Annotated in this window: 29 protein-coding genes; 23 read left to right on the top strand and 6 right to left on the bottom strand. The window is 53.5% G+C overall.

The window, feature by feature from the left end; genetic code table 11:
- Positions 1-564: 564 nt before the first annotated feature.
- Positions 565-1,497 (top strand): hypothetical protein, encoded by a 933-nt coding sequence (locus KTE_RS24350; protein ID WP_201385565.1) that lies wholly within the window; start codon positions 565-567, stop codon positions 1,495-1,497.
- A gap of 109 nt (positions 1,498-1,606) precedes the next feature.
- The gene (locus KTE_RS24345; protein WP_201385564.1) at positions 1,607-2,308 is read left to right on the top strand and encodes a hypothetical protein; all 702 of its coding nucleotides are present in this window, start codon (positions 1,607-1,609) and stop codon (positions 2,306-2,308) included.
- Here the strand turns inward: KTE_RS24345 and KTE_RS24340 are convergent.
- Positions 2,280-2,423, bottom strand: a complete 144-nt coding sequence (locus tag KTE_RS24340) for a hypothetical protein (protein WP_201385563.1) — start codon at positions 2,421-2,423, stop codon at positions 2,280-2,282. The genes KTE_RS24345 and KTE_RS24340 overlap by 29 nt on opposite strands.
- Positions 2,424-2,482: 59 nt before the next feature.
- On the opposite strand from KTE_RS24340, the gene KTE_RS24335 reads away from it, so the two are divergent.
- The 16 genes from KTE_RS24335 to KTE_RS24275 all read left to right on the top strand — a co-directional run bounded on the left by KTE_RS24335 (position 2,483) and on the right by KTE_RS24275 (position 13,752).
- On the top strand, positions 2,483-2,827 hold the full coding sequence (locus KTE_RS24335; protein WP_201385562.1) for a hypothetical protein: 345 nt from the start codon (positions 2,483-2,485) through the stop codon (positions 2,825-2,827).
- Between the two features lie 174 nt (positions 2,828-3,001).
- The gene (locus KTE_RS24330; protein WP_201385561.1) at positions 3,002-3,904 is read left to right on the top strand and encodes a hypothetical protein; all 903 of its coding nucleotides are present in this window, start codon (positions 3,002-3,004) and stop codon (positions 3,902-3,904) included.
- Between the two features lie 202 nt (positions 3,905-4,106).
- Positions 4,107-4,538: a hypothetical protein gene (locus KTE_RS47710; protein ID WP_236600553.1), complete on the top strand. Its 432-nt coding sequence runs from the start codon at positions 4,107-4,109 to the stop codon at positions 4,536-4,538.
- A 43-nt stretch (positions 4,539-4,581) separates the two neighbouring features.
- A complete protein-coding gene (locus tag KTE_RS24325; protein WP_236600552.1) occupies positions 4,582-5,691 on the top strand; it encodes a hypothetical protein in 1,110 nt (369 codons plus the stop codon).
- The gene (locus KTE_RS24320; protein ID WP_201385560.1) at positions 5,685-5,876 is read left to right on the top strand and encodes a carbon storage regulator; all 192 of its coding nucleotides are present in this window, start codon (positions 5,685-5,687) and stop codon (positions 5,874-5,876) included. The genes KTE_RS24325 and KTE_RS24320 overlap by 7 nt, the downstream gene beginning before the upstream one ends.
- Positions 5,877-6,321: 445 nt before the next feature.
- Positions 6,322-6,648: a hypothetical protein gene (locus KTE_RS47705; RefSeq protein ID WP_236600551.1), complete on the top strand. Its 327-nt coding sequence runs from the start codon at positions 6,322-6,324 to the stop codon at positions 6,646-6,648.
- Positions 6,566-7,168, top strand: coding sequence for a hypothetical protein (locus KTE_RS24315; protein WP_236600550.1), 603 nt, complete (start codon positions 6,566-6,568; stop codon positions 7,166-7,168). Before KTE_RS47705 ends, KTE_RS24315 begins: the two co-directional genes overlap by 83 nt.
- A gap of 147 nt (positions 7,169-7,315) precedes the next feature.
- Entirely contained in the window at positions 7,316-8,092 is a 777-nt protein-coding gene (locus KTE_RS24310; protein WP_201385559.1) for a hypothetical protein, read from the top strand.
- A 102-nt stretch (positions 8,093-8,194) separates the two neighbouring features.
- Entirely contained in the window at positions 8,195-8,494 is a 300-nt protein-coding gene (locus KTE_RS24305; protein ID WP_236600706.1) for a hypothetical protein, read from the top strand.
- Positions 8,413-8,610, top strand: coding sequence for a helix-turn-helix transcriptional regulator (locus KTE_RS47700; protein WP_236600549.1), 198 nt, complete (start codon positions 8,413-8,415; stop codon positions 8,608-8,610). Before KTE_RS24305 ends, KTE_RS47700 begins: the two co-directional genes overlap by 82 nt.
- Before the next feature lie 233 nt (positions 8,611-8,843).
- Positions 8,844-9,746, top strand: a complete 903-nt coding sequence (locus KTE_RS24300; RefSeq protein ID WP_201385558.1) for a tetratricopeptide repeat protein — start codon at positions 8,844-8,846, stop codon at positions 9,744-9,746.
- Positions 9,739-11,091: a hypothetical protein gene (locus KTE_RS24295; protein ID WP_201385556.1), complete on the top strand. Its 1,353-nt coding sequence runs from the start codon at positions 9,739-9,741 to the stop codon at positions 11,089-11,091. Before KTE_RS24300 ends, KTE_RS24295 begins: the two co-directional genes overlap by 8 nt.
- On the top strand, positions 11,088-11,333 hold the full coding sequence (locus KTE_RS24290; protein ID WP_236600548.1) for a DUF2695 domain-containing protein: 246 nt from the start codon (positions 11,088-11,090) through the stop codon (positions 11,331-11,333). Before KTE_RS24295 ends, KTE_RS24290 begins: the two co-directional genes overlap by 4 nt.
- A gap of 292 nt (positions 11,334-11,625) precedes the next feature.
- Positions 11,626-12,108, top strand: a complete 483-nt coding sequence (locus tag KTE_RS24285) for a hypothetical protein (RefSeq protein ID WP_201385555.1) — start codon at positions 11,626-11,628, stop codon at positions 12,106-12,108.
- Between the two features lie 88 nt (positions 12,109-12,196).
- A complete protein-coding gene (locus KTE_RS24280; protein WP_201385554.1) occupies positions 12,197-12,700 on the top strand; it encodes a hypothetical protein in 504 nt (167 codons plus the stop codon).
- 410 nt (positions 12,701-13,110) lie between these two features.
- Positions 13,111-13,752, top strand: coding sequence for a hypothetical protein (locus KTE_RS24275; RefSeq protein ID WP_201385553.1), 642 nt, complete (start codon positions 13,111-13,113; stop codon positions 13,750-13,752).
- An 8-nt stretch (positions 13,753-13,760) separates the two neighbouring features.
- Here the strand turns inward: KTE_RS24275 and KTE_RS49710 are convergent, their stop codons facing one another.
- Positions 13,761-14,096: a non-canonical purine NTP pyrophosphatase gene (locus tag KTE_RS49710; protein WP_201385552.1), complete on the bottom strand. Its 336-nt coding sequence runs from the start codon at positions 14,094-14,096 to the stop codon at positions 13,761-13,763.
- Between the two features lie 303 nt (positions 14,097-14,399).
- Positions 14,400-15,278 (bottom strand): SDR family NAD(P)-dependent oxidoreductase, encoded by an 879-nt coding sequence (locus KTE_RS24265; RefSeq protein ID WP_201385551.1) that lies wholly within the window; start codon positions 15,276-15,278, stop codon positions 14,400-14,402.
- A gap of 723 nt (positions 15,279-16,001) precedes the next feature.
- Here KTE_RS24265 and KTE_RS24260 point away from each other — a divergent pair.
- From KTE_RS24260 to KTE_RS24240, 5 genes are all read left to right on the top strand, one after another.
- Positions 16,002-17,255 carry a cytochrome P450 gene (locus KTE_RS24260; protein WP_236600547.1) on the top strand — a complete coding sequence of 418 codons (1,254 nt, stop codon included), beginning with the start codon at positions 16,002-16,004 and terminating at the stop codon, positions 17,253-17,255.
- Positions 17,256-17,391: 136 nt separating this feature from the next.
- Positions 17,392-18,054, top strand: a complete 663-nt coding sequence (locus tag KTE_RS24255) for a TetR/AcrR family transcriptional regulator (protein ID WP_201385546.1) — start codon at positions 17,392-17,394, stop codon at positions 18,052-18,054.
- 452 nt (positions 18,055-18,506) lie between these two features.
- The gene (locus KTE_RS24250) at positions 18,507-20,087 is read left to right on the top strand and encodes a site-specific integrase (protein WP_201385527.1); all 1,581 of its coding nucleotides are present in this window, start codon (positions 18,507-18,509) and stop codon (positions 20,085-20,087) included.
- Positions 20,084-22,045: a hypothetical protein gene (locus tag KTE_RS24245; RefSeq protein ID WP_201385525.1), complete on the top strand. Its 1,962-nt coding sequence runs from the start codon at positions 20,084-20,086 to the stop codon at positions 22,043-22,045. The genes KTE_RS24250 and KTE_RS24245 overlap by 4 nt, the downstream gene beginning before the upstream one ends.
- 22 nt (positions 22,046-22,067) lie before the next feature.
- Entirely contained in the window at positions 22,068-22,508 is a 441-nt protein-coding gene (locus KTE_RS24240) for a hypothetical protein (protein ID WP_201385523.1), read from the top strand.
- 145 nt (positions 22,509-22,653) lie between these two features.
- On the opposite strand, the gene KTE_RS24235 is transcribed toward KTE_RS24240, so the two are convergent.
- The 3 genes from KTE_RS24235 to KTE_RS24225 form a co-directional block, all read right to left on the bottom strand.
- A complete protein-coding gene (locus KTE_RS24235) occupies positions 22,654-23,211 on the bottom strand; it encodes a non-canonical purine NTP pyrophosphatase (RefSeq protein ID WP_201385521.1) in 558 nt (185 codons plus the stop codon).
- 140 nt (positions 23,212-23,351) lie between these two features.
- Positions 23,352-23,420: a hypothetical protein gene (locus tag KTE_RS49705; protein WP_374226823.1), complete on the bottom strand. Its 69-nt coding sequence runs from the start codon at positions 23,418-23,420 to the stop codon at positions 23,352-23,354.
- Between the two features lie 213 nt (positions 23,421-23,633).
- On the bottom strand, positions 23,634-24,614 hold the full coding sequence (locus tag KTE_RS24225) for a hypothetical protein (protein ID WP_201385519.1): 981 nt from the start codon (positions 24,612-24,614) through the stop codon (positions 23,634-23,636).
- Positions 24,615-25,141 lie beyond the last annotated feature (527 nt).

The following is a 25,141-nucleotide window of genomic DNA, read 5'->3' as shown; positions in this document are numbered from 1 at the left end:
CTATGTTCAATCCGCTCCCAAAGCCAATCACGCACAATGAGAGGGCGCGTTCTTCACGAGGAGACAAGCAACATGCTCTTCAACGTCGATTTTCACTGTCTTCTTCCCGGAAATGCCCCATTGACCCAAAGTGCTGTTTTGGGTACAACAAGAGTGGAAGTGCTGTTCATCCAAAGGGGATGAATGGATCCTGGCAATGTCCAGGAGAGCCTTTCACCTCGCAATTGAGGGGAAGGAAGTGGTGCTGCCTGCACCGGGACTGAGCGGTTCTCTCTTCTCTCGTCAATGAGAGAGAGCCATTCGGCTCGGTGGTGCCACGGGCGTGAAGCAACGTCGAGTCTCTCCGTTGCTTCGCGTTCTCGGGCAATCCTCATCCAGGCATCGAGCATCTCTGCCTGCGTGAGCCGCGTCTCTCGTCCACTGGTTTCCCGGCGACTATTTTTGCATAGAAAGGAGGGTTTCCCCATAAAAGAGTATCAGTGACTCTTGTCCTCTTTCCCCTGGCGGGTGAAGAGGTGTGGCACCTTTCTGTGCTTTTTTCGTCTCTTGAAAGGAGTCACTACCATGAGTCAAGGATCACTCTGCCCCTGTGGGAAACACTGCCGCGCTACCCAGGCCCTTCGCGACCTCATCGACACCCAGAACCAACTCTGCCTCCTGGCACGCGAAGAGTCGGTCATTGTGGGCATTCTGGAGAACCTTCAGCATGTGGTGAGCGCTTCACAACACCGCTTTACCTCGTGGTTGAGTGCGGTTGCCGCCTGCGAGACCGCTCAGGCCAATCTCGCGCTTGCCCAAAGCGTCTCCAGGTCCAGGAGTACCACACCTCGCTGGACTGTCGAAGCCGAGCAGCGTCTTTTTCACCAGTGGGTGAAGAAGGAGCAACATCACTGGGAACAACGGCTCTTGCAGGTTCAACGGGGAATGGCCACCTATCGCACCTACCTCCAGAAGTGTGCGCAACAGTTTGTGCTCACTCCTGAGTGCCTGGCGTTGTGTCTTCCTCTGCTTGATGAACTTCTGCGTCATCAGGAAGAACGGATTGACCAACACCACCTGGCATCCATCTGCGCGCACGAACTCTTCCTGCAATTTGAGCAGCGCTGGGACTACGAGCGAGATCGTCTCGACTATGAGATTGCTCAGGTTCCCCAGGCTTATCAGGCTGGTCGCTCTCAAGCGCAAACCCGTTGGGGCCTGTATGTCATCACCGGGATTGGTCGACCTGTGAGTCTCACACAGACTACCATGACCTATCAGTCCATGGTGCATACCCGACAGTTGGATCTCTACTCACAGCAATGCAAGCTGTTTCTTAGCACGAAAGTCGAACAGTTTCGCCTCTATGTCCAACGAATGGAGGGGGAGTACAAGGCCACCGTGCTTGCCGCCCAACAAGAGCGCTGGCAGATGCTACACGCACAATTGTCGGTGCATGTTGCTGATCCTGAGCAGCTCCCATCACTCCAATCGCTGGTCCTTTCGTACTTCTTGTAGTTCTCTTTATTGTCTTCGAAAAACGCAGTCCCAACGCCTTCTCCCTCGCGAGAAGGATGGGCTGCGTTTTTTGCTGTTCTTCCCCTTGAAGAACAAAGGAGGTCACGCTATGTCTTCTGATACGACACCGGTCCATGTCCCTTCCTCACCGCTCCATCAGTGGAGCGGCTCACTGATCCTGCTGTTCTGGTTTCTGCTCTTGAGCGAAGCAGCCCTTCGCATCTCAACAGAGCAATTTCTACTTCCAGCCGAATACCTGCTGGTTGGGCTGCTGCTCACCGGACTGGGGATACTCCTGCTTGTCTTCTATCTCCTTGTTCGCCTGAGCCGCACGCTTCTCTCTGGAACCCTTGAGCATGCGCGAAGGGAACATCCAGCACTTGAGGCAGTACTCCAGCATCGCGAACGACAACACATCACCTGGATCGTCGAGGGCTTCCTCTTTGGCATAAGCATAGGAGCAAGGGGATGGCTCCTCTCTTCTCCCTGGGCCGCAGTGGTGAGCTGTGCCCTCTTAGGAATAGACCTGCTCGTTTTGGGAGTCATCCTCAGGCTCAATATCCTGGTCGTCGTTGGATGTCTGTTCCTGACACTGACCATTCTCATCGTTGGGCTCTTTTCTCCGATGTGGTGGGTCACGAGTCTGCTCATCAATGGAGCCCTGCTGTTGTGGCTCGCCTTGCTCGTCCAAGGAAGCGTGCACAGGCGTCTAGTCTGGGCACTGTGTACGTATCCATCCATCGTGCAGGTCCTCATCAATGCCTCAGAGCCTGCACCCTGCACTAAACCTCATCATTCCCAGGAGGGGTGATTCTCAGCTCTTCCCATTCCCCCACGCCATGCTCCTCCTGGTTCTCGTTCTTCATCTCACCCGGTATCCTGCTCAGATCGTCAGGGGTGAGCAGGATACCCTTTTTGCTCCCCATCGCCAGCGCGTGTCTCTCTCGCTGTCTGGTCTGGGAAGCAAGGAAAGGACGGTCTTCTCATGTCACATCACCCAGGCACTTCATGGTCATTTCCGGGTCATGTCCCACACACGGGGTATTCGCTCGATTATGCCGTGGCTACCAGGCACCTCAATCACGTTCTCCAGGTGCATGGCTCACTCCTGCTTCCCCGGATCAGCTCTTTCCCCATTCACCGGGTCTGGTGGACCCAACAGGGTCCTTTAGCATGTCTCCAGGTTCCCCCTGGGCATCCTGCTGCCAGGCAAAAACAGCTCACCCCGCTTGAATGGCGAAGCCTGCTGCTGGTCACTGGAACGGTTCAAACTGCGTCACCACACCCATCTCATACGCCCACACAGAGGGCTCCCCATTCATTCATGTAGCGTGTTCACAACCACAGATAGTGGATAAGATTATGCATCGACCTTACGTCGGTATGATCGCGTGAGAAAGAGAACGATGAGAATAAACAAAAAAAACACCCAACGTACTACCAATACGTTGGGTGTTCCTTCAGTCCTCTCTTCTCACGCGGAAAAGAAAGGATTCTGCGATTCATGTTTAGTGTATCATCCCTCGATGATGTTTTCAATGCGATTCCGCCCCACTATGACGATTTTCGTGTTCAACAACAGGTGTTGCTGGGCAGAGAGTTCTCCCAACTCTTCTCTGAGACCGTATATGGCGGGAGGCAGGTTCTCTGGTGGTGTCCCCGCTGTGCCTTTCCGTGGTGGCAGGCTGATCATCGGCTCTTCTTCCTCCAACTTGCCCCGGAGCAGGCAGCTCGGATCGGGCATCAGTTACACGCCCCGATGCGCAGGGATGGCACCTTTCATGAGCTACCCATGCGGATCTGCCCGGGCTGTCTGGGAGCGGTCTGTATCATTGATGCCTATCCAGGTCGTGTAGGTACCCAGGTTCTCTGGCATGCGCTCCCCGATGCTGCCACTGCCTCCTCTGAGCCTCCGGCCACCGACCTGGGTCCGGTCACCCTGGCCGACAGACGCTCTGCACGAGACACCACCCCCATGGCCTCTGTGTTTGCAATGGCAGAACGCGCGCCAGATGAAGTGGCATGGTCGCTGGCACAGATGGGAGATGCCATGCTCACCTGGCAGACAGATATGCCAGGCGAGTTGGATGCCGTCTCATGGCAATTGCGCTGGGTGGAGCGCACCCTTCCTCCTCCAAGGACAGATGAATGTGAAGCACTAGGTGCTTCTCACCTGGCACATCTAGAGCGCTTGATCGAGCCTGCGCCAGGGATGTGCTGGCAAGGCTTTCTCTGGCATCCACCCACGACACTGAGCAAGGCTCTTTTGACGCGCTATCCCCTGGTCTTGCTCCTGGCAGTGCTCCTCCCACAGGAAGAGCCTGCCTCCATCTTTCCTCTCTATGCCCTCTGGCAACGTCTCTTGCCTCGGGTCTTTGAGGCCGCACAATGGGATGAGCCTCGCTAATGGCTGCGCCAGATCGCCAGGGCTCTTCGCCCATTCCCACTGCCCGTTCACCACCTTCCACACGCGCCTCAATCCCTCGTGTTTGTGTAATTGTTTCACTCTCTCCCATTGCTCTTCCCTGTCGCCATGGAGCTCTACGAGCCATGCGCCACAAAAGAGTCAATGGAGAGAGTGTGTGTTTTGGAAAGGAGTCCGTGTCGTTATGACGGAATTTCTTCTTCCCAGTTGGTATCGTGCGGTCCAGGTACCTGGTCGTCGCGAGCAAAAAACGCTCTTCGCCACACTTGAGAAACTCGTCTCCACCATCAACATGACGCTCACCGTCAACACGTATATGGCTGGTGGCAACTACTATACCGTCATCTTTTGCCTGGGTTCGACGGTCCCTTCTGAACGTGAGCAGGAGCGTCTTGAAGCCGCTCTCACGCCCTATGCCCCTTCCTCACGCTTGAGGAGACATTCCTTGATGCCCTCGTTCGTGCACGCTTGGGCAAGGAACATGAGATTGCGAAGGACACACAGTATGGAAGATCACATGTCTCTCATCAGTATCGCCCCGTGGTCTTTGATGATGCCACCCCCTTTCTCAGGAAGAGCGAGACCAGCGTCACCAGGCCTGGATCGCTACGATTGAGACCATCCTCGCAGAGGGGAAACCCTTCGTTGAGGTCTTCAAAATGATGTTCGCTGGAGAGCGGATTACGTCGGGCATCCCCTTACCACAGGCTGACCCCTTTCAAGCCAGCATCTTTTGCCAGATGCTGGAGCATGCCCAGCTCTGGCTCTGGACAGCTTCGGCCAGGCAAATGTATCAGGATCTGGTCCAAGCCATCGAGGAGTTCTGCATACGTCAGGGCTGGACAACGGCTGATGGTCAACTGGCCCACTACAATACCCTGGTCACAGACCTCTTCCAGACGGATCAACGCCTCTGGATCGAGTTTGATGAACCGCAACCCGATCCTCTTGGTCGCGTGCGGGCTGTGTTTATCTATCCTCGCTACCCCGAGCTGGAGCTGAACAGGCTCATTGATCCACGCGAGGATCTGGTCGCGTGGTTTCAGGCGCATCAAATCCTTGGCCAAGAAGCCGCTCGCTGGAACATTGATGTCATCGGCGAGAACGCGGCGGTGCTCTTGCGCCTGTCGTACGATACGCAGTACGCGTGTTGGGTGCTACCGGAAGACCAATATATGAGCCAGGTGTTCGCGTGGACACGATGGCTTGCCATCGCAGCTGGGATGCTACACAAACGCTATGCGCGCACCCCACAGGTTCCAGAATTTCCGGCTCATATCGCATCCTACCAGACCAAAGAACTGGTGCCTCGCAAGCGAGGCAAAGGGAAACCGAAAGACAAATGGGTGACACACAGCAGGACGTACATCAAAATCACCTATGACCTCTCGGAAAAGCCTCCCATGGTTCGCACAAACGACGTGACAGAAAACACAAACCTCCCGAAACGTCAGAATTGGCTGGCCCAGGCCCAACCTGAAGACCTGATTTATGAACAGCGGATCATCGACACCTTTACCCGTAGCTATCCAACGCGCAAGGATGGCACCCGCCGAGAGGGAGAGGTCACCGTCAAGCACCTCGAACCCAAGTGGGTCCCGCTGCTTCGCCCCGAGCGGCGCAAGCAGCAGGTCATCAAAAAAGCCGTTGCCAGCGCCTACGAAACGTCCCCTGTGCTTCCAGAACAGGAAACGTCGAATGCGCACCAGTCGATGCAATCATCATCAGTGAGTGAGAACAGAGAAAAAAGAAGGGAACCATCATGCTAGTCATACGACGCAAGAAAGGGGAGCGAGTCATCCTCGCGGGGAATATTCTCATTGAAGTCCTTGAGGTGGATGAAGGACGAGCCAAACTCGGTATCACCGCTCCTCCCGAGGTCACGATCGTGCGCGAGGAATTATTGCAGCGGCAACCACTCCTCTCGAAGCCTCCCGTCACCAAGCCAGAGTGAGGCGCTTGTTCTCTTTTCAATTGAAAAGCCGTTTTTTGAGAAAGAGAGGAGAAACATGTAACCATAGCCTGTTCTCACCCGTATTATAGGAGAACATGTGTTCTCCTTCGTGAGAACCGCAGTGCATAAGAAGGGATCCCTGGGTGGATGTTGAGTTCCTCCATTCGCCCAGGTCTCCTGGCACTGCACGTGCGCCAGGTCGTAGCCCTGCTCCCTGGCTGCACACCCGAGAGAAGACAGCAGCATCTTGTTGTCTGGGTCTCTTCCGATGGAAGAATAAACAGACAAAGAGGATGTTCGAGAGAAAACGGAGCATCTCCCTGTCTTCATCCCGCCTGGCATGGTGCCTCCGGGTACCTGCATACCGCTTCGGAAGTACTGAACGGACCCCTTCCTCTCCTAGGGGAAACTATGCCTTTCGACTGAAGCAGGATGTGTGTACACCATGGGAAAACGACCAGGGCTCCTCTATGAAGCCCTTCAACGCTTCGACAGCTTGATGGCCCTTGGACAAAGCCGTGCTGATGCCAAAGCACAGGCCCACGCGCGCGGCGAGCGCTTCTGGTCGTTTTCTGATGGGAAGATGCACTCCTATCAGACGCGGGCCACCTACCAGGACATGGTGATGCGCTTTTTGCGCTGGTGCCGAGCAACCTACGGGACCAAACGCCTGGCCGACGTCGATCAACGTGCAGGAAGGCTACAGCCCCTGGACCCTGGCCACCGAGCGCAGCGCCTTACGGCTCTTCTTCGGGTCCCCACTCCTGGCTGAACAGGTTCCACTTCCACCACGTCACCGGGAAGCCATTCGTCGTTCTCGTCAGTCTCTTGTGCACGAGGAACAGCCCTCACCCCATTTTCAACCTGAGCATTGGCAACCCTTCCTTGCCTTTATTGGCGTGACCGGATTACGGCGGCGCGAAGTGAGAATGCTCCGGGTTGGACGGGTCCAGGAACAACTGGATGGACACGTCGTAATTCACGTGCAGGGGAAGGGGGGAAAAGTGCGCCAAGTCCCGGTCATATCAGGACAAGAAGCAACAGTGCTCAGCCTGGTGCAAGGAAAAAATGAAGAGGAGCAGGTCTTTGCTCATATCCCCAGTCACCTCGATATCCACGCCTACCGTCGGCAGTATGCGCAGGCGCTCTATCAGCAACTCTCAGGGCTGCCCCTTCCCCCTGCCTCTGGTCGGCTTCCACGTGGCATCCTGGACGAGGAGGCAGTACTGGCGGTCTCGCGAGCGCTTGGACATAACCGTCGAGACGTGGTCCTGACCTACTACCTGCGCTAAGCAGACACCTCCCAGGAACAACAAGGCTCCTGTTCATAGAGATTCCATCGCGTTTTCTTCGTGTTCACTGGCTCATCCGCCTGCCAATGCAGGTGGGTGAGCCAGTTTTTTCATGTCTTTTTTGACATACAACAAGGAGAATGTGCTATGCGTCGAGAAGATGCACGCTATCGCTTTTTACTCCAAGAAATCGAGGCCTTTACCGGCGTCTACAGGCATACTGCCCAGGCCTGGTTCATAGAGTTTACCAGTGACCCATCCCACGTAACGGACCAGGAACACGGCTACCGACACGTCTTTCCTGAGCAGGTGCTCGCCCATATCGAGGGCTTTGACACGGTCAAACGTCTCTTCCAGCCCCTTGGTCTCCTCCCTCAGCCCTCTCGCTTCTTTCTGCCCTATCGCGACATCGTCCTGACCCCTTTCAATGACGAGATGGAACAGCAGCTCGCCCAGTGGTGGCAGAAAGAGTGGCGACGCCAATGGCTCGACTTCGCCCATATTCCACCAGCGCCATCAACACCTCCAAAGACACTCACTCCTCACGGATTTCGCACCTGGCGCTACACCGATCAGTTTCTCGTGAAGATAGAAGGAGGGGTGAGAACACGTCGCTGCCAGGTGAGTACCTGCACAGGCTACGTTATCTGGAGCTTTCCGCTCCCACCCACGCCATTGCACATCCTTCCCCGTCTTCTGCTACCACGACTCCATCGGTTGGCAGCACTCACCGACTGGCAGCAGCGAGAACACCTTCCCCCCGCAGTCAATCGCGCACTCACCAGACGCGTCGCGAAACTGACCACTTTTTATGCAACACGTCCTCTCGAAGTCACCCCATATCCCCTGCCTTCGCTCCACCTTCCCTCCAGCCTGAGCCAACCTTCACAGCAAAAGCTGGGACCCGCTGCTCATGAGGAATAATGGCTTCCTCCTTCTCCAGTGCCGTGGCCCGCCTCTCTCGCTCCTCGAACACCATTCATGCTTATCACAACACCTAGTCACATAAAAGAAAGGATAAGACCCATGACAACGCATCACCAACAGGAAGAGCATGCACCTTGCTCTCTTATTCATCTTGCAACAGATACGGCCTCGCAGCAACGTGAAATCGAGGTCTGGGGAGAGGACGAGTTGGAAGAGAATGAGCCTCTTTTGCTGCTCCTTGAGGCTCTCGCCAATCCCATCCGGTTTCACCTCCTCCGCTTAATAGCGCAAGAAGGGGGAACCTGTGTGTCCATGAGTTGGTCGAACGGCTTCCACGCAGCCAGCCTACCATTTCACATCATTTGCGCATCTTACTCTTCTCAAGGCTCGTGGGGGTGAAACGACTGGGAAACTATAGCTACTACTTCATTCGCCCCGAGAAGCTGGAGCAGATGCGCGAAGCACTCGCTTCCATTGAACACCTGTGCCAGCAGAAGCGTGAGGATCTGCGCTAACAAAAGAACCTCTTCAGGGTCCGATCTCGCTAATCTCCTGAAGAGGCACAGTGAAGAGGGAGCAGGAGTCCTCCGACGCTCTCTCCTCAGAGCATATCTCATGCCCTCTCAACGTGCAACGTTCCCCAACATAGTTTCACACCAAGACGACAGCCTTCTGCGCATTGGGAGGCTATCATCCTTTTTCACTGGCACCCACCATTTTCTTTGTTCAGAAAGGACACGATCACATCATGCCTTTATCATCACCACACCCTCTGGCAGAAGAGGTTGGATATGCCTTGTCCCAGGCACTTACCTTACATCCGACCCATCCACTCGCAGAGATCTTCTCCTACGTGAACGATGATGGCTCATCTGAGCGCACGCACCTCTACACACGAGTGATCTCCTGGTCATCGCAATTACAGTGCAGCCCTCGCACACGCTTTTACAAAAACCAGGAGCACACGCAGTACCTGCTCTTGCAACGCAGAACGGCCTATGCCCTGCTTGGGGCTCCTGAGCAGGCACGGCAGGACCTGCACGCACTTGCGGAGCACAGCACCAGTGACTTGATGGAAGGACTCTCCTGCCTGGTGCTCGCGATCCTTACAACGGAACAGGACCGCTATCCAGAGGCACACACCCATTGGGAGCGAGCGTTGATGCTCCTTCAGCCATACAAAAACACACGAGACCTGCTGGCGTGTACCTGGTACTACGCGAAGGTCCTCATTCAGCTGAGGTGCCTGGACAAAGCGCACAGAATCCTCACGGATATCCTTTTGCCTGCTACCCATCATCCAGGTCTGCCACGACAGGAAGAACGTGCTGAAGCCTACGCAGAGTTGTATGCCCAACGTGGCGGGGTATGTTCCCTCTTGCACTTCCACCAGGAAGCCATTGAGGATCTCAATGCCGCTCTCGAATTACAACCCACGTGTCCTCGTTTCTTTTCTATTCGTGGATTACTTCATGCCAAACAGCAGCACTGGCAGGCAGCTTACCAGGATCTGTGGCGAGCGTTACACGAGATGCCAGAAGATCAGGAACTAGCGGATTGTCTCTTCGTTGTCATGCAACGCCTGGGGACACAGCTTGTTGTACCTACCTCACCTGCTATAAAGACGAAAGGAAGAGCGGCGCATGAATAACCGTACGCATTCCACATTCACCCATCAGCTCCAGGAACTACGTGCCTCACTTCCTCCAGAGGCACCTGACCCCTTGATCGATCCGTCACCTGACGCGTTTCTCCACCTATGGGAGTGTGCCAGAGCCGCAGGTATTGTGGTGAGCAATCTTCTGATAGTTCGCCAGCAACTTGATTTTCGCGCGGCGGGAGCCTATTCCATCGAGGATCATGACATCTGGGTCTGGTATTCCCCCGATGCTTCAGAGGAACAGGCCCTGAGAACCCTGCTCCACGAACTGGCTCATGCTCAGTATCCCCCCACGCTGCCCTATGCGTCGTTCGAAGAGGAGTGGGAGGAAGAACGAGCAACCTGGAAACGTGCCATTGCCCTGGCGCAGGCGTGGGAGATGGAGCACCTCTTCTCTGAAGAGATCGTCGCAGCGCTCTTAGAAGAAGTGGAGGCATGTTTGCAGCAGCGCCTCGCCACATCTGCCATCGTGGGCAGTGCCGATATGGAACGCACAGAACGCGCGCTCAAACAACTCTGGCTCGAAGCCGATGCGCGTGGGTGGACAGGTGAGCTGCTGCATGAGGTGCTTACGGGAGCCAGGTCTGATCCTGCGTTGCTCGCTGAGGTGCTCACCTTTGATCGCTGCGTCCTTCATGCCTGCTGGGAAGTAGTGCATGAGCCAGAAGAAGATCCTGACCCAGATATACTCTTTGGTCCCCTCTCTCGCCTGGGAGAAGGGACACTCCTGGTCAATGCGGTAGGTTTGCTTCAGCATACTCTGGCCTCCTGTTCCCACCAGGAAGAGACGCTGCGCGCACGGCTCGCCATACGGCCCTGGCACGTGGTGACATTGGGAAGTATGTCATATGAGCGAGGCCGACAGGTGGTGCAGGATGAGGGCTCGTTGCAAGAGGCAATGACCCTGGTCAACCAGCTCTGCTTTGAAGCCCATGGCTATGCTCTGCGTATGCGCTGGCAATGCTTTGACGAACTGTTCTCCCGGCAAGATCAGGTGGCCTACCCAGCGCGTCTCTACTGTCTCCATCTCATCTTAACCCCCTGGACGGAGGTACTCACTGACATCCATCCCTGGATGGACCCAGACATGCTCCCTGCCTGTCAGGCACGCCTCCCAAAGGCCGTCTGGTTCCTGTTTCCCAAAGGAGAGGACACCACGCTGCTTGAAGCAACGTGGCAACTTTTCCTGATATCCTGGGTCAACTGTGCCAAGGTCAGCTATGAAGGCTCCCTCTCCTCCCCAGTGAATCCTCTACGAGACATGGGGGCGTCTCAGAGGCCACCCTCTCCAAAGAGCATGGAAGGTGATGTGAGCACGATGGGAGGGACAGCGTGACGACGTTGGATCAACGCCAATTTGATGCGCTCTCTACCTGGCTTCAGGAACCCCAGCAGTGTCATGCCCGGCCTACCAAGAACGGCTGGCACTACAGGTGCAATCACACCTTTCAGCATACAGAAACATGGCTTAGGCGTCGGGGTCTGGAGGTAGAAAGTCACCTGGCACAACTCCGCGGGCTGGGGATCACCTGTGATTGTGGCATTCTCTCGACGCTCATTGATTGGCCCACCACGTAGCCAGCTTTCCTGCTTCACTTCATCAGCATCCTCTTCTCTTCCCTCCATGCTCCCAAGGTGTTGTGCTGTTTTTGTTCCAGCAAGACGCACTGCCCATATGGCGGTCGGATCACATTCCTGCTGTGTTTCAGGCGCAGGCCTACAGACAGGCAGGAGGGAAGGAAGAGGAATATCGTCATGACGCCAAGAACGCAGAGAAGGCATGTCATCTGTGTGCTCTTGTCATTGCCTCTTGCCCAGCCATGATCACGGCTGAGTAGGAGGCGCTGTTGTGTAAAAAAAGGAGATAGGTATGTCAGAACGACAAGCGAAACGCCAACGTCGTGCCGAGAGAAGAGCGGCAGAAAATCAACAGACAGCACCACTTGTGGCAAAGCAACCATCGGTCGCCTCAAGCCATCTCGCCATCGCCTTGAGTGCCGCCGTCCCACTTCGCGTGTTAGGACTCTACGAACGGCAGGGTCCAGACGAGAGCGATCTGGAAGCAACGCGTCACGTGGAAAGACAGCTTACATCACAAGGAGATCACCTTCTCTTTCGAAGCAAGGTGCCAGGAGAAACAGCCAAGCTTTTCAACCAGGTTGCGCAGGGCCTGGCGGTGCTCTCGTTTGCCCCTGGAGGGGTTTCCTGTTTTGGACACCATTTTGACGCTCAGGAGATCCTCTCAGGCTTCTTTGGCACAGAGGCAGCGAGACAGTATTGTCACCGGATAACGGGAACCCCTCTTGCTGAACAGCAGGAACCTTCGCCTCCTGACAACCAAGATGAGCACTGAGCTCTCACCTTAAGAAATAGTTTAAAAAAGCGACAGACGATGCCTTATTGGGGCATCGCCTGTCGCTTTTATGAAGAAAGAAAAACAGATGAAACGCAAGAAACCGTCCCACACACACGATCTTCTGAGCATCCCCTGGACACCATTTGTCCGGTGTGAGCAAGATCCACGAGACCCTGAAAGTGAGATCTATCTCAACAGCCGCTATCAGGTCCATCTCAGACGCCTCAAGGCAAACGACGGCGGACCCGATCTGATCCACCTCTCGTTTCGGCGCTTAGACAGGGAAATCTTTGTGCCGTACAGGGACAGGATGCGCATCAAAGACGAACTCATCGGACCAGAATGCGAAGGCGTTGAGCTGCTTCCTGCTCGCTCAAGGGAAGTAGACACTTCGAACCAATTTCACGCGTGGATTATCGATGACCCCACATTCCGTTTTCCCTTTGGGTTCACGAAGCGTGTGGTCACCGAAGTAGCTCTTGATGGCGCCCGGCAGGAACCATGGCCTGATAGCGAGCATCCAGCAGATTGCCTTTCTGAAGAAGAAATGAGAGCCCTTCTCCAACAAGAGAAACGGAAGCGCTCCTAAATAGGCAATGAAAGACGCCTTCAGGGACTGCGTGTGAAAGGATGCAGTCCCTGAAGGCGTCGATAAGGGGCCAGTCAAATATTCTTTTTTTGTGCAGCCAATTCTACAAATAGTCACATTACCAAACTTTGGTAATCTTGGGTTTCCAAAGAGCGGAGAGCGTCTTTTCTTTGTTCTCGAACGCGAGTACCGATTCTCTCAAGCACGTGAGCACCTAAAGCGTTGGTGGTGGCATCACGCTCTTCCTCTCCTTGTCAATTGAAAAAGGACACATGGAAAGCGTTTCAGTAAGCAGAGAAATGAACGAGTGGCCAATTTCCCCTCATCTGGTTTTAAAAGCATATTGACATATCAAATACAATTTACTACAGAAATATTGAAATTACTTTTTAAGGGGGTGGTGATGTTGCATGCAAGAATGGAATGCATTGATTGACAAATTCACCAAAGTTACTGATCGATTGGGTATGCCAATTGATACTGATATTTTTGAAACTGTTGTGGCTTTGAATGCTCTAGGCATTACCACATCTCAGTCTTGTGGCGGTCATATTGACGAAAGAGGCTTCTTGTTACCATGGGTTGATGTCGAAATGAGGAACCCTACGAGTAGAGAATTACACAAGCAATACATCATTGTGAGTGACGAAGTTGATAAATTACAGCGAGAAGTGAAGGGACTCAGAGAAAAACAAGTCGATCTCTCTGTGATTGAAGAGGCTCAGACCCGTGTCAATGAGAAGTATGAGGAGAGACACCTCCTCAACATCCAGATACGAATGCAGCAATGTGCGATGCGCGATAGGTTAGTTGATTGCCTTTCACGATTCTACGAAGGCCGTGTCGTCTCGTTTGATCGAAGACTGATACTCTACCGCTTAGGCCATAGTCGAACGCGTATGGGAAACCAGGGCGCTCATGATTTTTACTTGTGTGCTCCTCTGGATATACAGCAACAAAAGCTTGCCGAATATCAGGAAGAGATGAGAGATTTTACCCGTTTTCTCAAACACATCTACTTTTCGCAACAAACGGAAACTCTGCTGCCATAAATTGCAGTCTATGAAATCCCCTCTTGAGAGACCTCCTCTGTTGTAGCTCTTTGTGCAAGATAGTTGCGCAATCCTTCTATGGCTATTTTCCGCATACTGCACCGACCTTTTTCTTCCGGCGACATCTCAGCGAATGTCTTTTCGTGCCCATCTGGTTGAAATATGGCATTCCACCCAAAGCCATCAGTGCCACGTGGCGGCATAACTGTTCCAGCGAGAGATCCTTCAAAAAAGTGGGCATTACCATTTTCGTCGGCATACCCAATGCATGTTCTCGCCGTTGCTCTTGTGCTCTTGAAGGTTTCCGCCAGTGCATAGATTCCTTCAATCCCGATGGCCTTCACAAACTATTTTAAGTCGAGTACCCATGGAAAGTGTCCAGTTTCAGGATAAATGGCACAATAAACATGCATTCATCGATGTTTTTGCTCATTGTGTTGTGGATGAGATGTGTCAAAAACCTTGGTTTCCTGTGACAAACAGCAGAGGATCGCTGGAATGATGCTCTTTCAGCAATCCTTTGCTCTCAGATGACGACTGACTCATCAAAGGTGAACACCATCGGGGTGTGGTATGTGTCAGGAGTTCCTGAGTTTTGTCAGCGGAAGCCACGAAGGTCACCAGGCGGCTGGCTGTATGGTTGCGCATCAGACCGACAGCAGGGTGTTTCTCACGCCTGCGTATCTGCCGAGCAGGCGGCGTAAAGACGCCACATGCGTCTCGTCATACGCCAACTTCTGACGCTTCTCCAGGTCCTGCGGCTTTGAAAAGAAGGAGCCGGAGATATCCTTGAGCGCTGGATCGCTGGCGAGCGCCACGATATTCGTCGCGGACTGCGCAGGCGTGATCCCGAAGAGGCGGAACATCACGCCGAAGATCGCCCTGGTCAAACCGGACTGTGCACGAGTAATGCCGGTATTGCGGACCAGACCAGCGACAGCACTATTGATGGCCGGTCCACTCGGATGTTCGTCCGCGTACATCTGTTGATAGAGCACGCATGCTGACTGATTCTGCGCGATCGCGCGCATGGTGCTGAAGTTCTTTTCGAGCGAGGGGTCATCCTCGAACAACTGCGGCTTCTTCGGTGCGTTCGCGCTGACGAAGACCACGCGGCCATCCTCGGACGTTGAGAGTTCCGGCGTCAATGCCTCGGTGAGCAGATAGCGGCCCAGGAACTGCGTCGCCCAGTTTTCTTCCAGGCCATCGGCGCTCACCTTCCTTTTGGTGCTGACTATGCCCATTGAGTGAACCAACGCATCCAGCCGCCCGCCCAACTGCGGCCTGAGGGTGCGGACAAACTGCTCGATGCTGCTGAACAGCATCACGTCCAGTTGCAGAAATGCGACCCCCGCCGGGCAGTGGGGCCGAAGCCGCGCCACGGCGTTCGCGCCCTTTTCGGCGTTCCGGCCCGCGATCCAAACCGTGTAGCCCTTCTTGCCGAGAGCTTCAGCGACGGCCAAACCGACGCCGCTGTTGCCACCTGTCACCACTGCAGTTCGCGGCATGCCTTTACTCTCACTCATGCTGAGATCCTCCTTGATTGCATGCCGCAAGAAAAGGCGCACATCTTGCGTGATGTCGTCAAACCGAATGAATCCGCTGTAGCGATGAAGACAGGGGGTGGACCAAACTGATAGACACGGATGCTCCGCATAAACATTTCTCCTCAGGAATGGTGTCATTGACACGTGTGAGCGATTGAACCAGTTTTTTCCTGGTTTCTTTGTGCGAACAACGAGACCGACTCTTCGTTGTGTCAGCGTTGCAAAACAGGGAGCGAGCCATCGCATTTCAGCACACCTGAGCAAAGCTCAAGAGTGCCGCCTGATCACGACTCCACTGCTTAGTGGCAAGATACATGGACTAGATGTAAATTTATATTTAGTCTAACATTTTGACTGTGCGGTGTCAAGCAGGTCTTTGCCAGGGCTTTTGCCAGAGACATGGTCGTTGCCCGCGTTGCCTCTTTTCACAGATGAGGGTATGCAACGCCCTGGCGATCCAGATTGAGCGCGCCTCACGTTGTGCGAGAGCCGAGCACTCCCCACGCCTTTCGCGCCTCTGCGTCCAGTCTCATCTTCGGGCATGTCCCAGACAAAGCCGTGCGTGGTCCTCTCAGCATCCGTTTTTTCTTTCGTGAAAGACCAGCTTGACACCATGTGGCCAAAATGTTAGACTCCATGTAAATTTGTATCACGTCTAATAACCTTGCCTCTTGATTAAAAAGATGCTCTTGCAAAAAGGAGATGATGATGGAAAACCAGTTGCCCCCGGCGGTGTCTGAGGAAACAGCTTTCAGCCTCTTGAGCGGCGAACTGACCGCGAATCCTTTTCCGATGCTCGCTCAGATGCGCTCACAAGGCGCTCTGGCGCCTCTCCCACTACCCATGGGAGGAGCGGGCCACCAGACCTGGATGATTACACGCATGGAAGAGGCCGTGCGGGTGCTCAAAGATCACGCGCGCTTTACGGTCAATCCCACGTCCATTGGTGGGGAAGATTTTTTCCGCGCAAGCAGGGCTGATGCAACGTCCGATCAATCTGCGTTCATGATTTCGGTGGACGAACCCGATCACCGACGATTGCGGAGACTGGTTTCTGCCGCCTTTACTCCCAGGTATATTGAAAGCTTACGCCCGCAGATTCAGCGCATTGCCGATGAACTGCTCGATACGGTGCAAAATCAGGGCCAGATGGATCTGGTCGCCGACTATGCCTATCCCCTGCCCATCAACGTCATCTCGGATATGCTGGGCGTTCCTCATGCAGATCGGCCACAGATCCGCGTCTGGTCCGAGGCGCTGGTGACTGGCATAAGTGGTATGGGCAGGCGAGATGAGCAGACCCTCGCGCACATGCAAGCATTTGATGCCTACGCCAGGCACCTGGTCGCGCTGAAACGGCAGCATCCCGCCGATGACCTGACGAGTCAACTGGTGCAGATGGAAGAAGCAGGAGACCATCTCAGCGAGGCCGAACTGCTCTCGATGATTAGCCTGCTGATCTTTGCGGGGCACGAGACGACCTCGAACCTGATCGGGATTGGCACGCTGACGCTGCTGGATCATCCCGATCAGCTTGCCAAACTCCAGGCTGATCTCTCCCTGGTCCCGTCTGCCGTCGAAGAACTCTTGCGCTTCAACGGGCCAGTTTTCACCGGGGTGCCGCGCTTTGCCACCGAGGATCTGGAACTCGCCGGACAGCGCATCACAAAAGGCGATGCTCTGGTGATCGCACTCCCCTCGGCGAATCGGGACGAGGCGCAGTTTACGCAGCCAGACGAACTGGATATTGCGCGCACGCTCAATCGTCACATCGCGTTTGGGCAAGGCATCCATATCTGTCTGGGCGCGCCGCTGGCTCGCCTGGAAGGCGATATCGCCTTTACCACGCTGCTCACACGCATGCCCAACCTGCATCTGGGCGTTCCCCGCGAGAGTATCACCTGGCGCATCAGCAGCAACGTTCGGGGTTTGACGGCTCTGCCGGTGGCTTTTTAACAGCTGGCCAGACGAGAAAAGGAAGCCAGGAAGGAGGCGGTACCTCGCCTCCTTCTTGAGAGGCAAGGCCCTGACCGGTGTGGTAGAATCAGGGATCAGAGTAAAGCACGCAGTATCACAAAGGAGAAAGACGAGGATGGGTCAGGCGGGCCAACTGCCCTTACGTGAGCGCAACAAACAGCGCACGGTTCAGCGCATCATCGATGCCGCTTTTGAGCTCTTTCAGACAACTGGCTATCACCAGACAACGATGGATGCGATTGCGGAAAAAGCCGAGGTCAGCCGGGCAACGCTGTTCAACTATTTTCCGGCGAAACGAGAGATCCTGGTCCCCTTAACCAATATCTTGTATCGAGAGCGCGTCCAGCCAGAAATACAAGCGTGCCTCCAGATGCAGCCAACGACGCTGCAAGCCCTGCACCGCCTCTTTCTGAGCATCTATACGCATATTCTGACTTTTCCTGATCTCTATCGGGCCTTGCAGGAGGGGTCTTCCCATCAGGAGAAGGCTCACAGCACGCTGAGCGCAGGGATCGGCTTTTCGGAATCCCTGCTGGCGATTCTGCGGTCTGGGCAATCCCGAGGCGAAGTCCGCACGGATATCCCACTGGAGAAACTGGCGCAGTATACTGGCGCCATCTATCTCTCCCTGTTCTTCCCTCCTCGGGAGCGGCAGGCCGAAGTAACGCTGCACGCGGAGTATCATGCGGACATTGAGGCGGTGCTGGCCTTTCTTGAAACAGCCTTGTCTCCAGGCGCAGTAGCTACCTCTGAGAACAACAATCAAGAAGAGCGATGATGCCCTTGCTTGAGCAGGCGTCTCGAAGCTTCGCCAATTCGTGAGTTGAGCAATATGGGGTCAGCGTACCGTTTTCAGGTTTGGATACGCTGACCCCATAAAGTCGGCACAGATTTTGGAGGTATCTGGGAGATACCTCAGCATGGGTGGGCATTGTTTCCACGAGCGTTGATAGCAACAAGTCTGGGTTAAAAATGACTGAGCAGTCTCATCAAGCGACCGTTTTCTGGCACTCATGGCTCTCCTTTTCTTGCGTGGAGAAAGGCCAGAAGCTTGTGGAAGAAGAAAATTGTTGGGCTATCTCAAAAAATGTGCCAAAATCAACGTCTCAGTTTCTTCACTTTGAAATGAGTATCCGAGACAAACAGTAGGGTTTACATAATGAGTTTTGACATGGCTTATCCACAGCACAATAAGCCCCCAAAAGCAGCCATCTTCGTCTAAAAAATATAATGCATCGATTGACTGCAATTCATGTACATGATACACTTTCCTTTGATGACTCAGATTTACCTTCTCTCCCGCAGAGAATTCTCTCTCGTGCTGGCATCGTCGTGGAGACCTCTCCTTCTGTTTGGTATCTTACCGCTGCTTCCAGCCTTGGACCCAAACATCAACTGAATTGGGATCTCCTTGAACAGGGAGAGAATCACCCGCTTCTCACTCCGCGTGCTCGTCACCTCTTGCAATTGTATCTAGCAGATCGGATTACCAAAAAAGCCGCCGGAACTATCAGGACGAATTATGGCCCTCTCACCTGTTTTGTTCGATGGCTTGCTCTACAGACTTCTGGTCAGATTCCGAGCCTGGATCTCTCACGCTTCAACTGGTCTGATCTTAACGAGGGCTTGGCCCGTTCCTACCTCGAATGGGCCACGAGACATACTGCCAAGAAAGGCAACCATTTTTCCAACCTGCGCATTTTCTACGCGTGGGGATTTGCTCGCGGCTACGCTGATTTTCATTGGGATATCCTGCGCCAACTTCAATCCATCAAGGTAGGAGGCGATCCAACAGGGCACCATGTGCGCTTTCGCCATCCGGTCAAAGGGCCTTTCTCCCCAGATGAGTTGGTTTTGATTCGAAATGCTCTTCAGGCACAAAAGGGTACTGAGCAGGATCGTGCTATCGTCATGCTTCATTTAGAATTAGGGCTCAATCCCTATGCAGGCGTTCAAATGACGAACGCTCACCTGAAACGCCATGAGACTGAACAAGTAACGGCTTATCAAGTCGATGTTCCTCGCGTTAAAAAACGAACGGTTCATCGCGAGGTGAAACGGAGGCCAATCAGTAACACACTGGGGCAACTCCTCGAACAATTGCAACAAGGAGCCCCAGATGACCAGCTTCTTCACTGGCTTTCTTCTGGCTCTCCTGAGTGGGCAATCAGGAATGCCATGTATCGCTTCGTGAAAGCCGCAGACATTGTTTCCCCTCACACACATCTGTTGTTGAAGATGACACCGCGTCGATTTAGAACCTCGCTTGCTACCCACATGGCAGCACAAGGGGTCTCAAACTTTCACATTGCTGAGATCTTAGATCATAGCGACTTGCAGCATGTGAAGGTGTATACGCAAACCGTTTCGTCGATTGCTGATCAGGTCGCAGCGGCAACTGACCCTATTGTTCAGCCACTTGTCCGCCGATTTCTAGGAACAATCGCTGATATCGCCGAGACCTCGGAAACGGCGAGTCCGCAGATTCCTGCGCTGGTGCCCCACTTACCCATTCCCCTGCTGAATACGGGTGGTATTGGCCACTGCGGAAAAAAAGACGGCGTGTGTCGTCTGCTACCGCCATTAAGCTGCTATCTTTGTCCCTGCTTTGTCGCATCTCGTCAGGGTCCTCACCAGGAGATGCTCAAAGCTCTTCTAGAGTTCCTTCAGCACATTGAAGAGGTAGGAGATGAGCGCATCAAGAGACAACGCGATGATGTCTGCCTCGCCATCAGAGAAGTCCTTGCACAGCTTGGAATACCAGTTTCTCCCCAAAACGGGAGAAGCAAAACAGAAGGGGAGGAGAGATGAACAACGAAGCAACAAACGGCGTGGGAAGCGCCTCTCTGCCAACGGCTGCCATCCAGGCATTGGTACGAGCCGGACAAGAAAAATTTGCGCAAGTTTTCCAGGCAAAACTGCAGAGCTTTGATGAGATGATATGGGATGTCAATGGACTCAAGGATCGCCCGGGCATGCAGTATGATAAACACATCTCCTTTACTCGCCATGGAAACGCGAACCAAGCGCTTCCGCAGACCTACGTCGCGGTAGTAAAAAGCTGGCTTGTTCTCGACCATAGCTCGCTGGGCACGATGATCGCGCGACTTGCGATGGCTCGCTTACTCTGGGAAGCCATTCTCTTACGACGAGGCAATGACCCCGCAGCCTTTTGCTGGACGAACCTCTGCGAAGAAGATCTCAGTCAGGCCGAATTACTCATGCGAGAACATTGGAAGCCATCAACCGTTTATCAACAAGGCACACGACTACTGGGGATGATCAACTTTCTTGCTGCAAGGAGTATCTGCCGACCGCTTTACTATGCACTCCAGGCCACGCGTGTCGGGGATTTCTACAGGCATACGCTCACAGGCCAGGAAGAGCGCAGCGCAAAGCTTCCTTCTTCAAGGGCGCTTGAGGGAGTTGCTGACATCTACAACACCTATGCAACAAGGCCCGCTGACAGACTCTGCAGTTGTGCTCTGGCGCTTCTCGTCGTCACCGGTTTTCGCCTGGGAGAACTCCTGACGCTCCCGTTAGCCTGCGAGGCGACAGAAGATTTCGACGGGAAAGAAAGGTATAGGCTCCGTTACTACAAAGAAAAGGCCAGGGGCGCGGAGAAAATGCTTGATATCCGTTGGCTTACCCCAACAGGAACAGTACTTGCGCGCAAGGCCATTGCCGAAATCCAAGAGTTGACTTCACCTGCTCACGAGCGAGCGAGAATCCTGGAGCAAGACCCAAACCGTGTGCCCGTTTCCGGATATCAGTGGGCGGACCATATACGTCCAGATGAACTTGCAACCCTCCTTGGCCTCAAAAATCGAAAAAGCTTGGAGCCTATTCCAAAAGCGAAACTGCCACGCCACCGGGAGAATGGTCGTGCTTTCTACCGTGCGAGTGAAGTGGAAGCCTACCTTCTCTCGGAGCGCGTTGAGCATCTCTGGACACTTGACCGGCGAGATGGAACGTTGCAAATGCTTTCAGAAACGCTCTTTATTGTATATGCTCGAAGCTTTCATAGCGCCGCTTTGCCAAACCCTTTGCTGGTGGAGCCATTGTTTGGCCATGACTTGAGTTCCTTTATGGCTGGGCACGACAGACAGAAATCAGCATTTGAACGCTTTGACATCCGTGAGGAGCATGGCGATTTTTGCAGAATCACTTCTCATCAGTTTCGGCACTGGCTCAATGATCTGGCCGACAAAGGTGGGCTTCCGGCGAATCAACAAACCCGTTGGTTCGGGCGTGAAAACCCGAAAGATACTCAGGCGTATCAACATGCCAATTTTGAAGAGCGCTTACAGTGGGTCAAAGATGGCATCCGTAATGGCGAGGTCTGCGGGACCATTGCCCATGTGTATTTTGCTTTGCCAGAAGACGAGCGAGACATTTTTCTCGAAGGCCAGATCCAGGCTGTTCATTTTACTCCGCTGGGTCTTTGTCTTCACGATTTTGCCATCGACCCTTGCTCCTATTACCTCAACTGTACCCGTAAATGTCCAGAATACCTCCGCACCAAAGGCAACCAACAGGAGCGCATCAACCTGATTCAAGTCCAACGTCGAACAAAACAGGCCCTCGAACTTGCGCAAGCCCAGGCAGCAACAGGAAATGATGAGATAGCGCAGGCATGGATTCGGCATTACGAAGAGACGCTCGCAGGCGTCGAAGCGGCTCTGGCCATTGACGACGACCCAATGATCAGCGATGGAGTGAGGATTCAGCCATTTCCAAATTCCCCCAGCCGCTTTCAGTCCCTCTAAAACCCAAGGAACGGAGAGCGTCATGCCACGAAAGAGCCAGCAAGAAGAACTCACAAAAGCGCTTCGCGCCTACCTGGCCACTGCCGAAAAGCAGCAACCAGAGGACTATCCGTTAGATGGCAGAAGCGTCGCAAAGGTACTGGGCGTGAGCCCAACGACCTTGTACAAGTATCAACTCCAGGAGCTTATCCGTGAGGCCGCCAACCATCAACGGCAAAACGCGAAGCAAGTTTCAAAGAAGCTATCTCCTCATTCCCCCATGGAACGCATCAGCAAGCTCGACGAAGAACTCAAGCTGGCGGAAGAGCGCAACAAGCATCTGGTTACCCAGCTCGCCCTTGTTGAGGCAAACGCCGCACGCCTGGGTATCGATCCTGAGGAATTGTATCGACCAGTCATGAAGCCTGTGCGAACCCATTCGTATGCGGGAACGCCAGGATTACGGCGAACCAAACGACTCTGAAAGAGATGAGACAAGGCTGTTCTCCTTGAATCATCTGCTCCTGGCACCGATGGCGCGCCGGTTTCTCGAAGTGGCATCAGGAAGAAACCAAATTTCGGAAAGCCCCGCTGCCCACACATCCTCTGGTTCTTTCATGAAGATGGGATTACGTATTCGGTACAGAAGCATGCTGAGTTTCAAGGTACCGTTGTAAACCAGCCACCGCTTTTTTGCGCATACTGCAGAGATTCTTTTCTGCTGGGCTCATTTCGGCAAACGTTTTTGAAAAATGATCTGGCTGAAATACAGAATCCCAACCAAAGCCATCTGTGCCGCGTGGTGGTACGACCAGCCCACCAAGGGAACCTTCAAAAAAGAGCATATTGTCGTTTTCATCAGCATAGCCGAAGATCGTTCGAGCCGTAGCTCTCGCCCCAAATGTCCTGGTGAGAGCATAGACTCCCCCGACGCCAATTGATGTGATGAACCATCGGATGAAGGGGCCTGGTAGCCCCCCCATGCCGTCGAGCGAAAGCGAGGTATCCTCCACGAGAAAAACACCAGAGTGGTGCTTTCGCGCCTCGACCAGTTTTGCGGCAATGACCTTGTGTGGATCAATTTCTTGAATTTCGGGCAGGTCCAGATCGAGACCTTGAACATCAGGAATCAGTGTCTGAACCTCTCGCAGTTTGTCTTTATTTCCTGTAATGAACAAAAGAGTCATTCGATTTCACTCCCTCTGGGAACGATGTTTGAGGTTGGGAAAGTGAACACCGGGAAAGTGAACACCACTCCGACACATCCCCATTCTTAACGTATATGGTATGCGGTTTTATACAAAGTGAACACGGCTGGGTACCTGTACTACCACTTCACCAATGGTCCAGGCAACCCATTCATCGCGTCGAGAGACAGTGATGTATCCTCTACGATGAAGGAACCCGACTGGTTGTTATCTGTCAGATAAAAACGCTCTTACACAATTTAGGTGATAAGCACATCAATAGAACAATGAGAAGCAATTCTTTGTGCTCAAAAACGCGAGGAGCTTTCAAAAATAAGCTCATCCCTCACCTAAATTGTGTAAGAGCCACTCTTCGGTTCAACACTATTTTCGGCATCGAAATCTCCCTGTTTGTGTTTTTATCATCTTTGCGACATCAACACTGCATACACCTCGTCATCATCATAATGAACTATGGCAAAACGCTCAAACGCGAACTGACGGCTAGTGCTCTCCGCGCTTCTCGCTTGCCTCAAGAGATAGGCGCGATAGTGACGCAAGTAGTGATTCTCAAAGGGAAGCATCTGGCCACAAAGAACGCGTAATTCAGTTCGTTGGGCACTGCCTTTGGGCAGACCATATCCCCACTGGAGCTTTCCCTTCTCAAACATCTCTAGGAGGAAGGGACTCCATTCGCCACCGATCATCTTCTGATAGCTTCCTACGCTCTCGCGCTTGGCACCAACATAGCAATCGGTCTGGAGAGCCAGCAAGGCGGTTGCCATGCGGCAGGCACACTCTACAAGCTCCCGCGTGGCGTAATACGTGTTATCGGCATCCTCGGGAGAGGCGTGAATGCTTGCCACATGTGCAGGCAGCTTGACCAAGTGCTCATACCCATAGAACTCATTCCCTGCTTGCGGATAGGTGAGAGGATACGTCAGATAGTCCTGATGATGCAGGCGAAATAAGAAATCAAGTACGGCATCAGTCGCGTCACGGGTGTAGGTCTCTCTCGTTGGTAGCTCCATAGTTGGGCGCGTATCGCTTCCATAGAGCAACACACTGTTTTGCTTCAAGGCCACACGCATGATACTCTGCTCGTTGCCTTCAGCCAGTTCTTGCTCACAACAGAGCTTGATTTCAAGCCGCAGCGTACTCATCTGCGCGCAGACATGCGCAAGTTCTTGGGCACGTACGATCTCCTCTGGCGCGACAAATGCTTCCCGAAACAGGATGTACATATCAATATCGCTACCAACCACGGGACAGCGATCAGCGTAGCTACCGAGAAGATAGTAACCGCGCACACGCCCTGAGAAAACACGCTCATAGCGCTGGATAGTGCTGACAAGCGGTTCATCAACAGCCGACGTCCCTGTTTCGTAGAAGAGTTGCATCATATCCCTTTTTCCCTTGTTGCACGTATTTTTCACGGCAGTATAGCTGTATGGCATGGTGGTGTCAAACGTCTTGATCGTGAGAGACTTCACTCCTACGTCCTCCCCCCAAACCATCTCCAAGCCTTCCGCCCTCTTTGAATGAGGCCTCGACACTCCCCCCGATCTATGACTCTAGGAATAGCATGGCTAACAGAACAGACAGGCCAGATGGTAATAAACGTGTAGAGTGGTTCTTACACATTCTCGGTGAATGATGAGCTTATCTCTCTGACTTATCGCCGTTTTCAAGCTCAGGCCCAGATCTTTTGCTCTTTGATAGAAGAGCTTATCACAGAGAGTGTGTAAGAACCGATAAAAAATGACGAGTGCCAAATAATTTGGCGGCGATTTTGCGAAATACAGACAAGCAAGCTATGCTATGTAACCTGGCGAAGCATCTCATTCTTCTGTTTTCAACCTCAGAGAATCAATTATTCGTTGCATTTTTATCCTCCACCAATATATTTGGCAGTAATGCCAAGAAATAG

The sequence above is a fragment of the Ktedonobacter sp. SOSP1-85 genome (genome assembly GCF_016587415.1).
Lineage (GTDB): Bacteria > Chloroflexota > Ktedonobacteria > Ktedonobacterales > Ktedonobacteraceae > Ktedonobacter.
This window is presented reverse-complemented; position numbering and strand designations above follow the sequence as displayed.

Excerpts from the sequence above, each read along its gene's own strand:
- KTE_RS24350 (WP_201385565.1), top strand. The coding sequence starts at position 565 with ATGAGTCAAGGATCACTCTGCCCCTGTGGGAAACACTGCCGCGCTACC.
- KTE_RS47710 (WP_236600553.1), top strand. The coding sequence starts at position 4,107 with ATGACGGAATTTCTTCTTCCCAGTTGGTATCGTGCGGTCCAGGTACCT.
- KTE_RS24305 (WP_236600706.1), top strand. The coding sequence starts at position 8,195 with ATGACAACGCATCACCAACAGGAAGAGCATGCACCTTGCTCTCTTATT.
- KTE_RS47705 (WP_236600551.1), top strand. The coding sequence starts at position 6,322 with ATGGGAAAACGACCAGGGCTCCTCTATGAAGCCCTTCAACGCTTCGAC.
- KTE_RS24265 (WP_201385551.1), bottom strand. The coding sequence starts at position 15,278 with ATGAGTGAGAGTAAAGGCATGCCGCGAACTGCAGTGGTGACAGGTGGC.
- KTE_RS24335 (WP_201385562.1), top strand. The coding sequence starts at position 2,483 with ATGTCACATCACCCAGGCACTTCATGGTCATTTCCGGGTCATGTCCCA.
- KTE_RS24320 (WP_201385560.1), top strand. The coding sequence starts at position 5,685 with ATGCTAGTCATACGACGCAAGAAAGGGGAGCGAGTCATCCTCGCGGGG.
- KTE_RS24330 (WP_201385561.1), top strand. The coding sequence starts at position 3,002 with ATGTTTAGTGTATCATCCCTCGATGATGTTTTCAATGCGATTCCGCCC.
- KTE_RS24275 (WP_201385553.1), top strand. The coding sequence starts at position 13,111 with ATGCAAGAATGGAATGCATTGATTGACAAATTCACCAAAGTTACTGAT.
- KTE_RS24325 (WP_236600552.1), top strand. The coding sequence starts at position 4,582 with ATGATGTTCGCTGGAGAGCGGATTACGTCGGGCATCCCCTTACCACAG.
- KTE_RS24260 (WP_236600547.1), top strand. The coding sequence starts at position 16,002 with ATGATGATGGAAAACCAGTTGCCCCCGGCGGTGTCTGAGGAAACAGCT.
- KTE_RS24310 (WP_201385559.1), top strand. The coding sequence starts at position 7,316 with ATGCGTCGAGAAGATGCACGCTATCGCTTTTTACTCCAAGAAATCGAG.
- KTE_RS24345 (WP_201385564.1), top strand. The coding sequence starts at position 1,607 with ATGTCTTCTGATACGACACCGGTCCATGTCCCTTCCTCACCGCTCCAT.
- KTE_RS24340 (WP_201385563.1), bottom strand. The coding sequence starts at position 2,423 with ATGGGGAGCAAAAAGGGTATCCTGCTCACCCCTGACGATCTGAGCAGG.
- KTE_RS24280 (WP_201385554.1), top strand. The coding sequence starts at position 12,197 with ATGAAACGCAAGAAACCGTCCCACACACACGATCTTCTGAGCATCCCC.
- KTE_RS24245 (WP_201385525.1), top strand. The coding sequence starts at position 20,084 with ATGAACAACGAAGCAACAAACGGCGTGGGAAGCGCCTCTCTGCCAACG.
- KTE_RS24300 (WP_201385558.1), top strand. The coding sequence starts at position 8,844 with ATGCCTTTATCATCACCACACCCTCTGGCAGAAGAGGTTGGATATGCC.
- KTE_RS24250 (WP_201385527.1), top strand. The coding sequence starts at position 18,507 with ATGCATCGATTGACTGCAATTCATGTACATGATACACTTTCCTTTGAT.
- KTE_RS24255 (WP_201385546.1), top strand. The coding sequence starts at position 17,392 with ATGGGTCAGGCGGGCCAACTGCCCTTACGTGAGCGCAACAAACAGCGC.
- KTE_RS24235 (WP_201385521.1), bottom strand. The coding sequence starts at position 23,211 with ATGACTCTTTTGTTCATTACAGGAAATAAAGACAAACTGCGAGAGGTT.
- KTE_RS24240 (WP_201385523.1), top strand. The coding sequence starts at position 22,068 with ATGCCACGAAAGAGCCAGCAAGAAGAACTCACAAAAGCGCTTCGCGCC.
- KTE_RS24295 (WP_201385556.1), top strand. The coding sequence starts at position 9,739 with ATGAATAACCGTACGCATTCCACATTCACCCATCAGCTCCAGGAACTA.
- KTE_RS24285 (WP_201385555.1), top strand. The coding sequence starts at position 11,626 with ATGTCAGAACGACAAGCGAAACGCCAACGTCGTGCCGAGAGAAGAGCG.
- KTE_RS24225 (WP_201385519.1), bottom strand. The coding sequence starts at position 24,614 with ATGATGCAACTCTTCTACGAAACAGGGACGTCGGCTGTTGATGAACCG.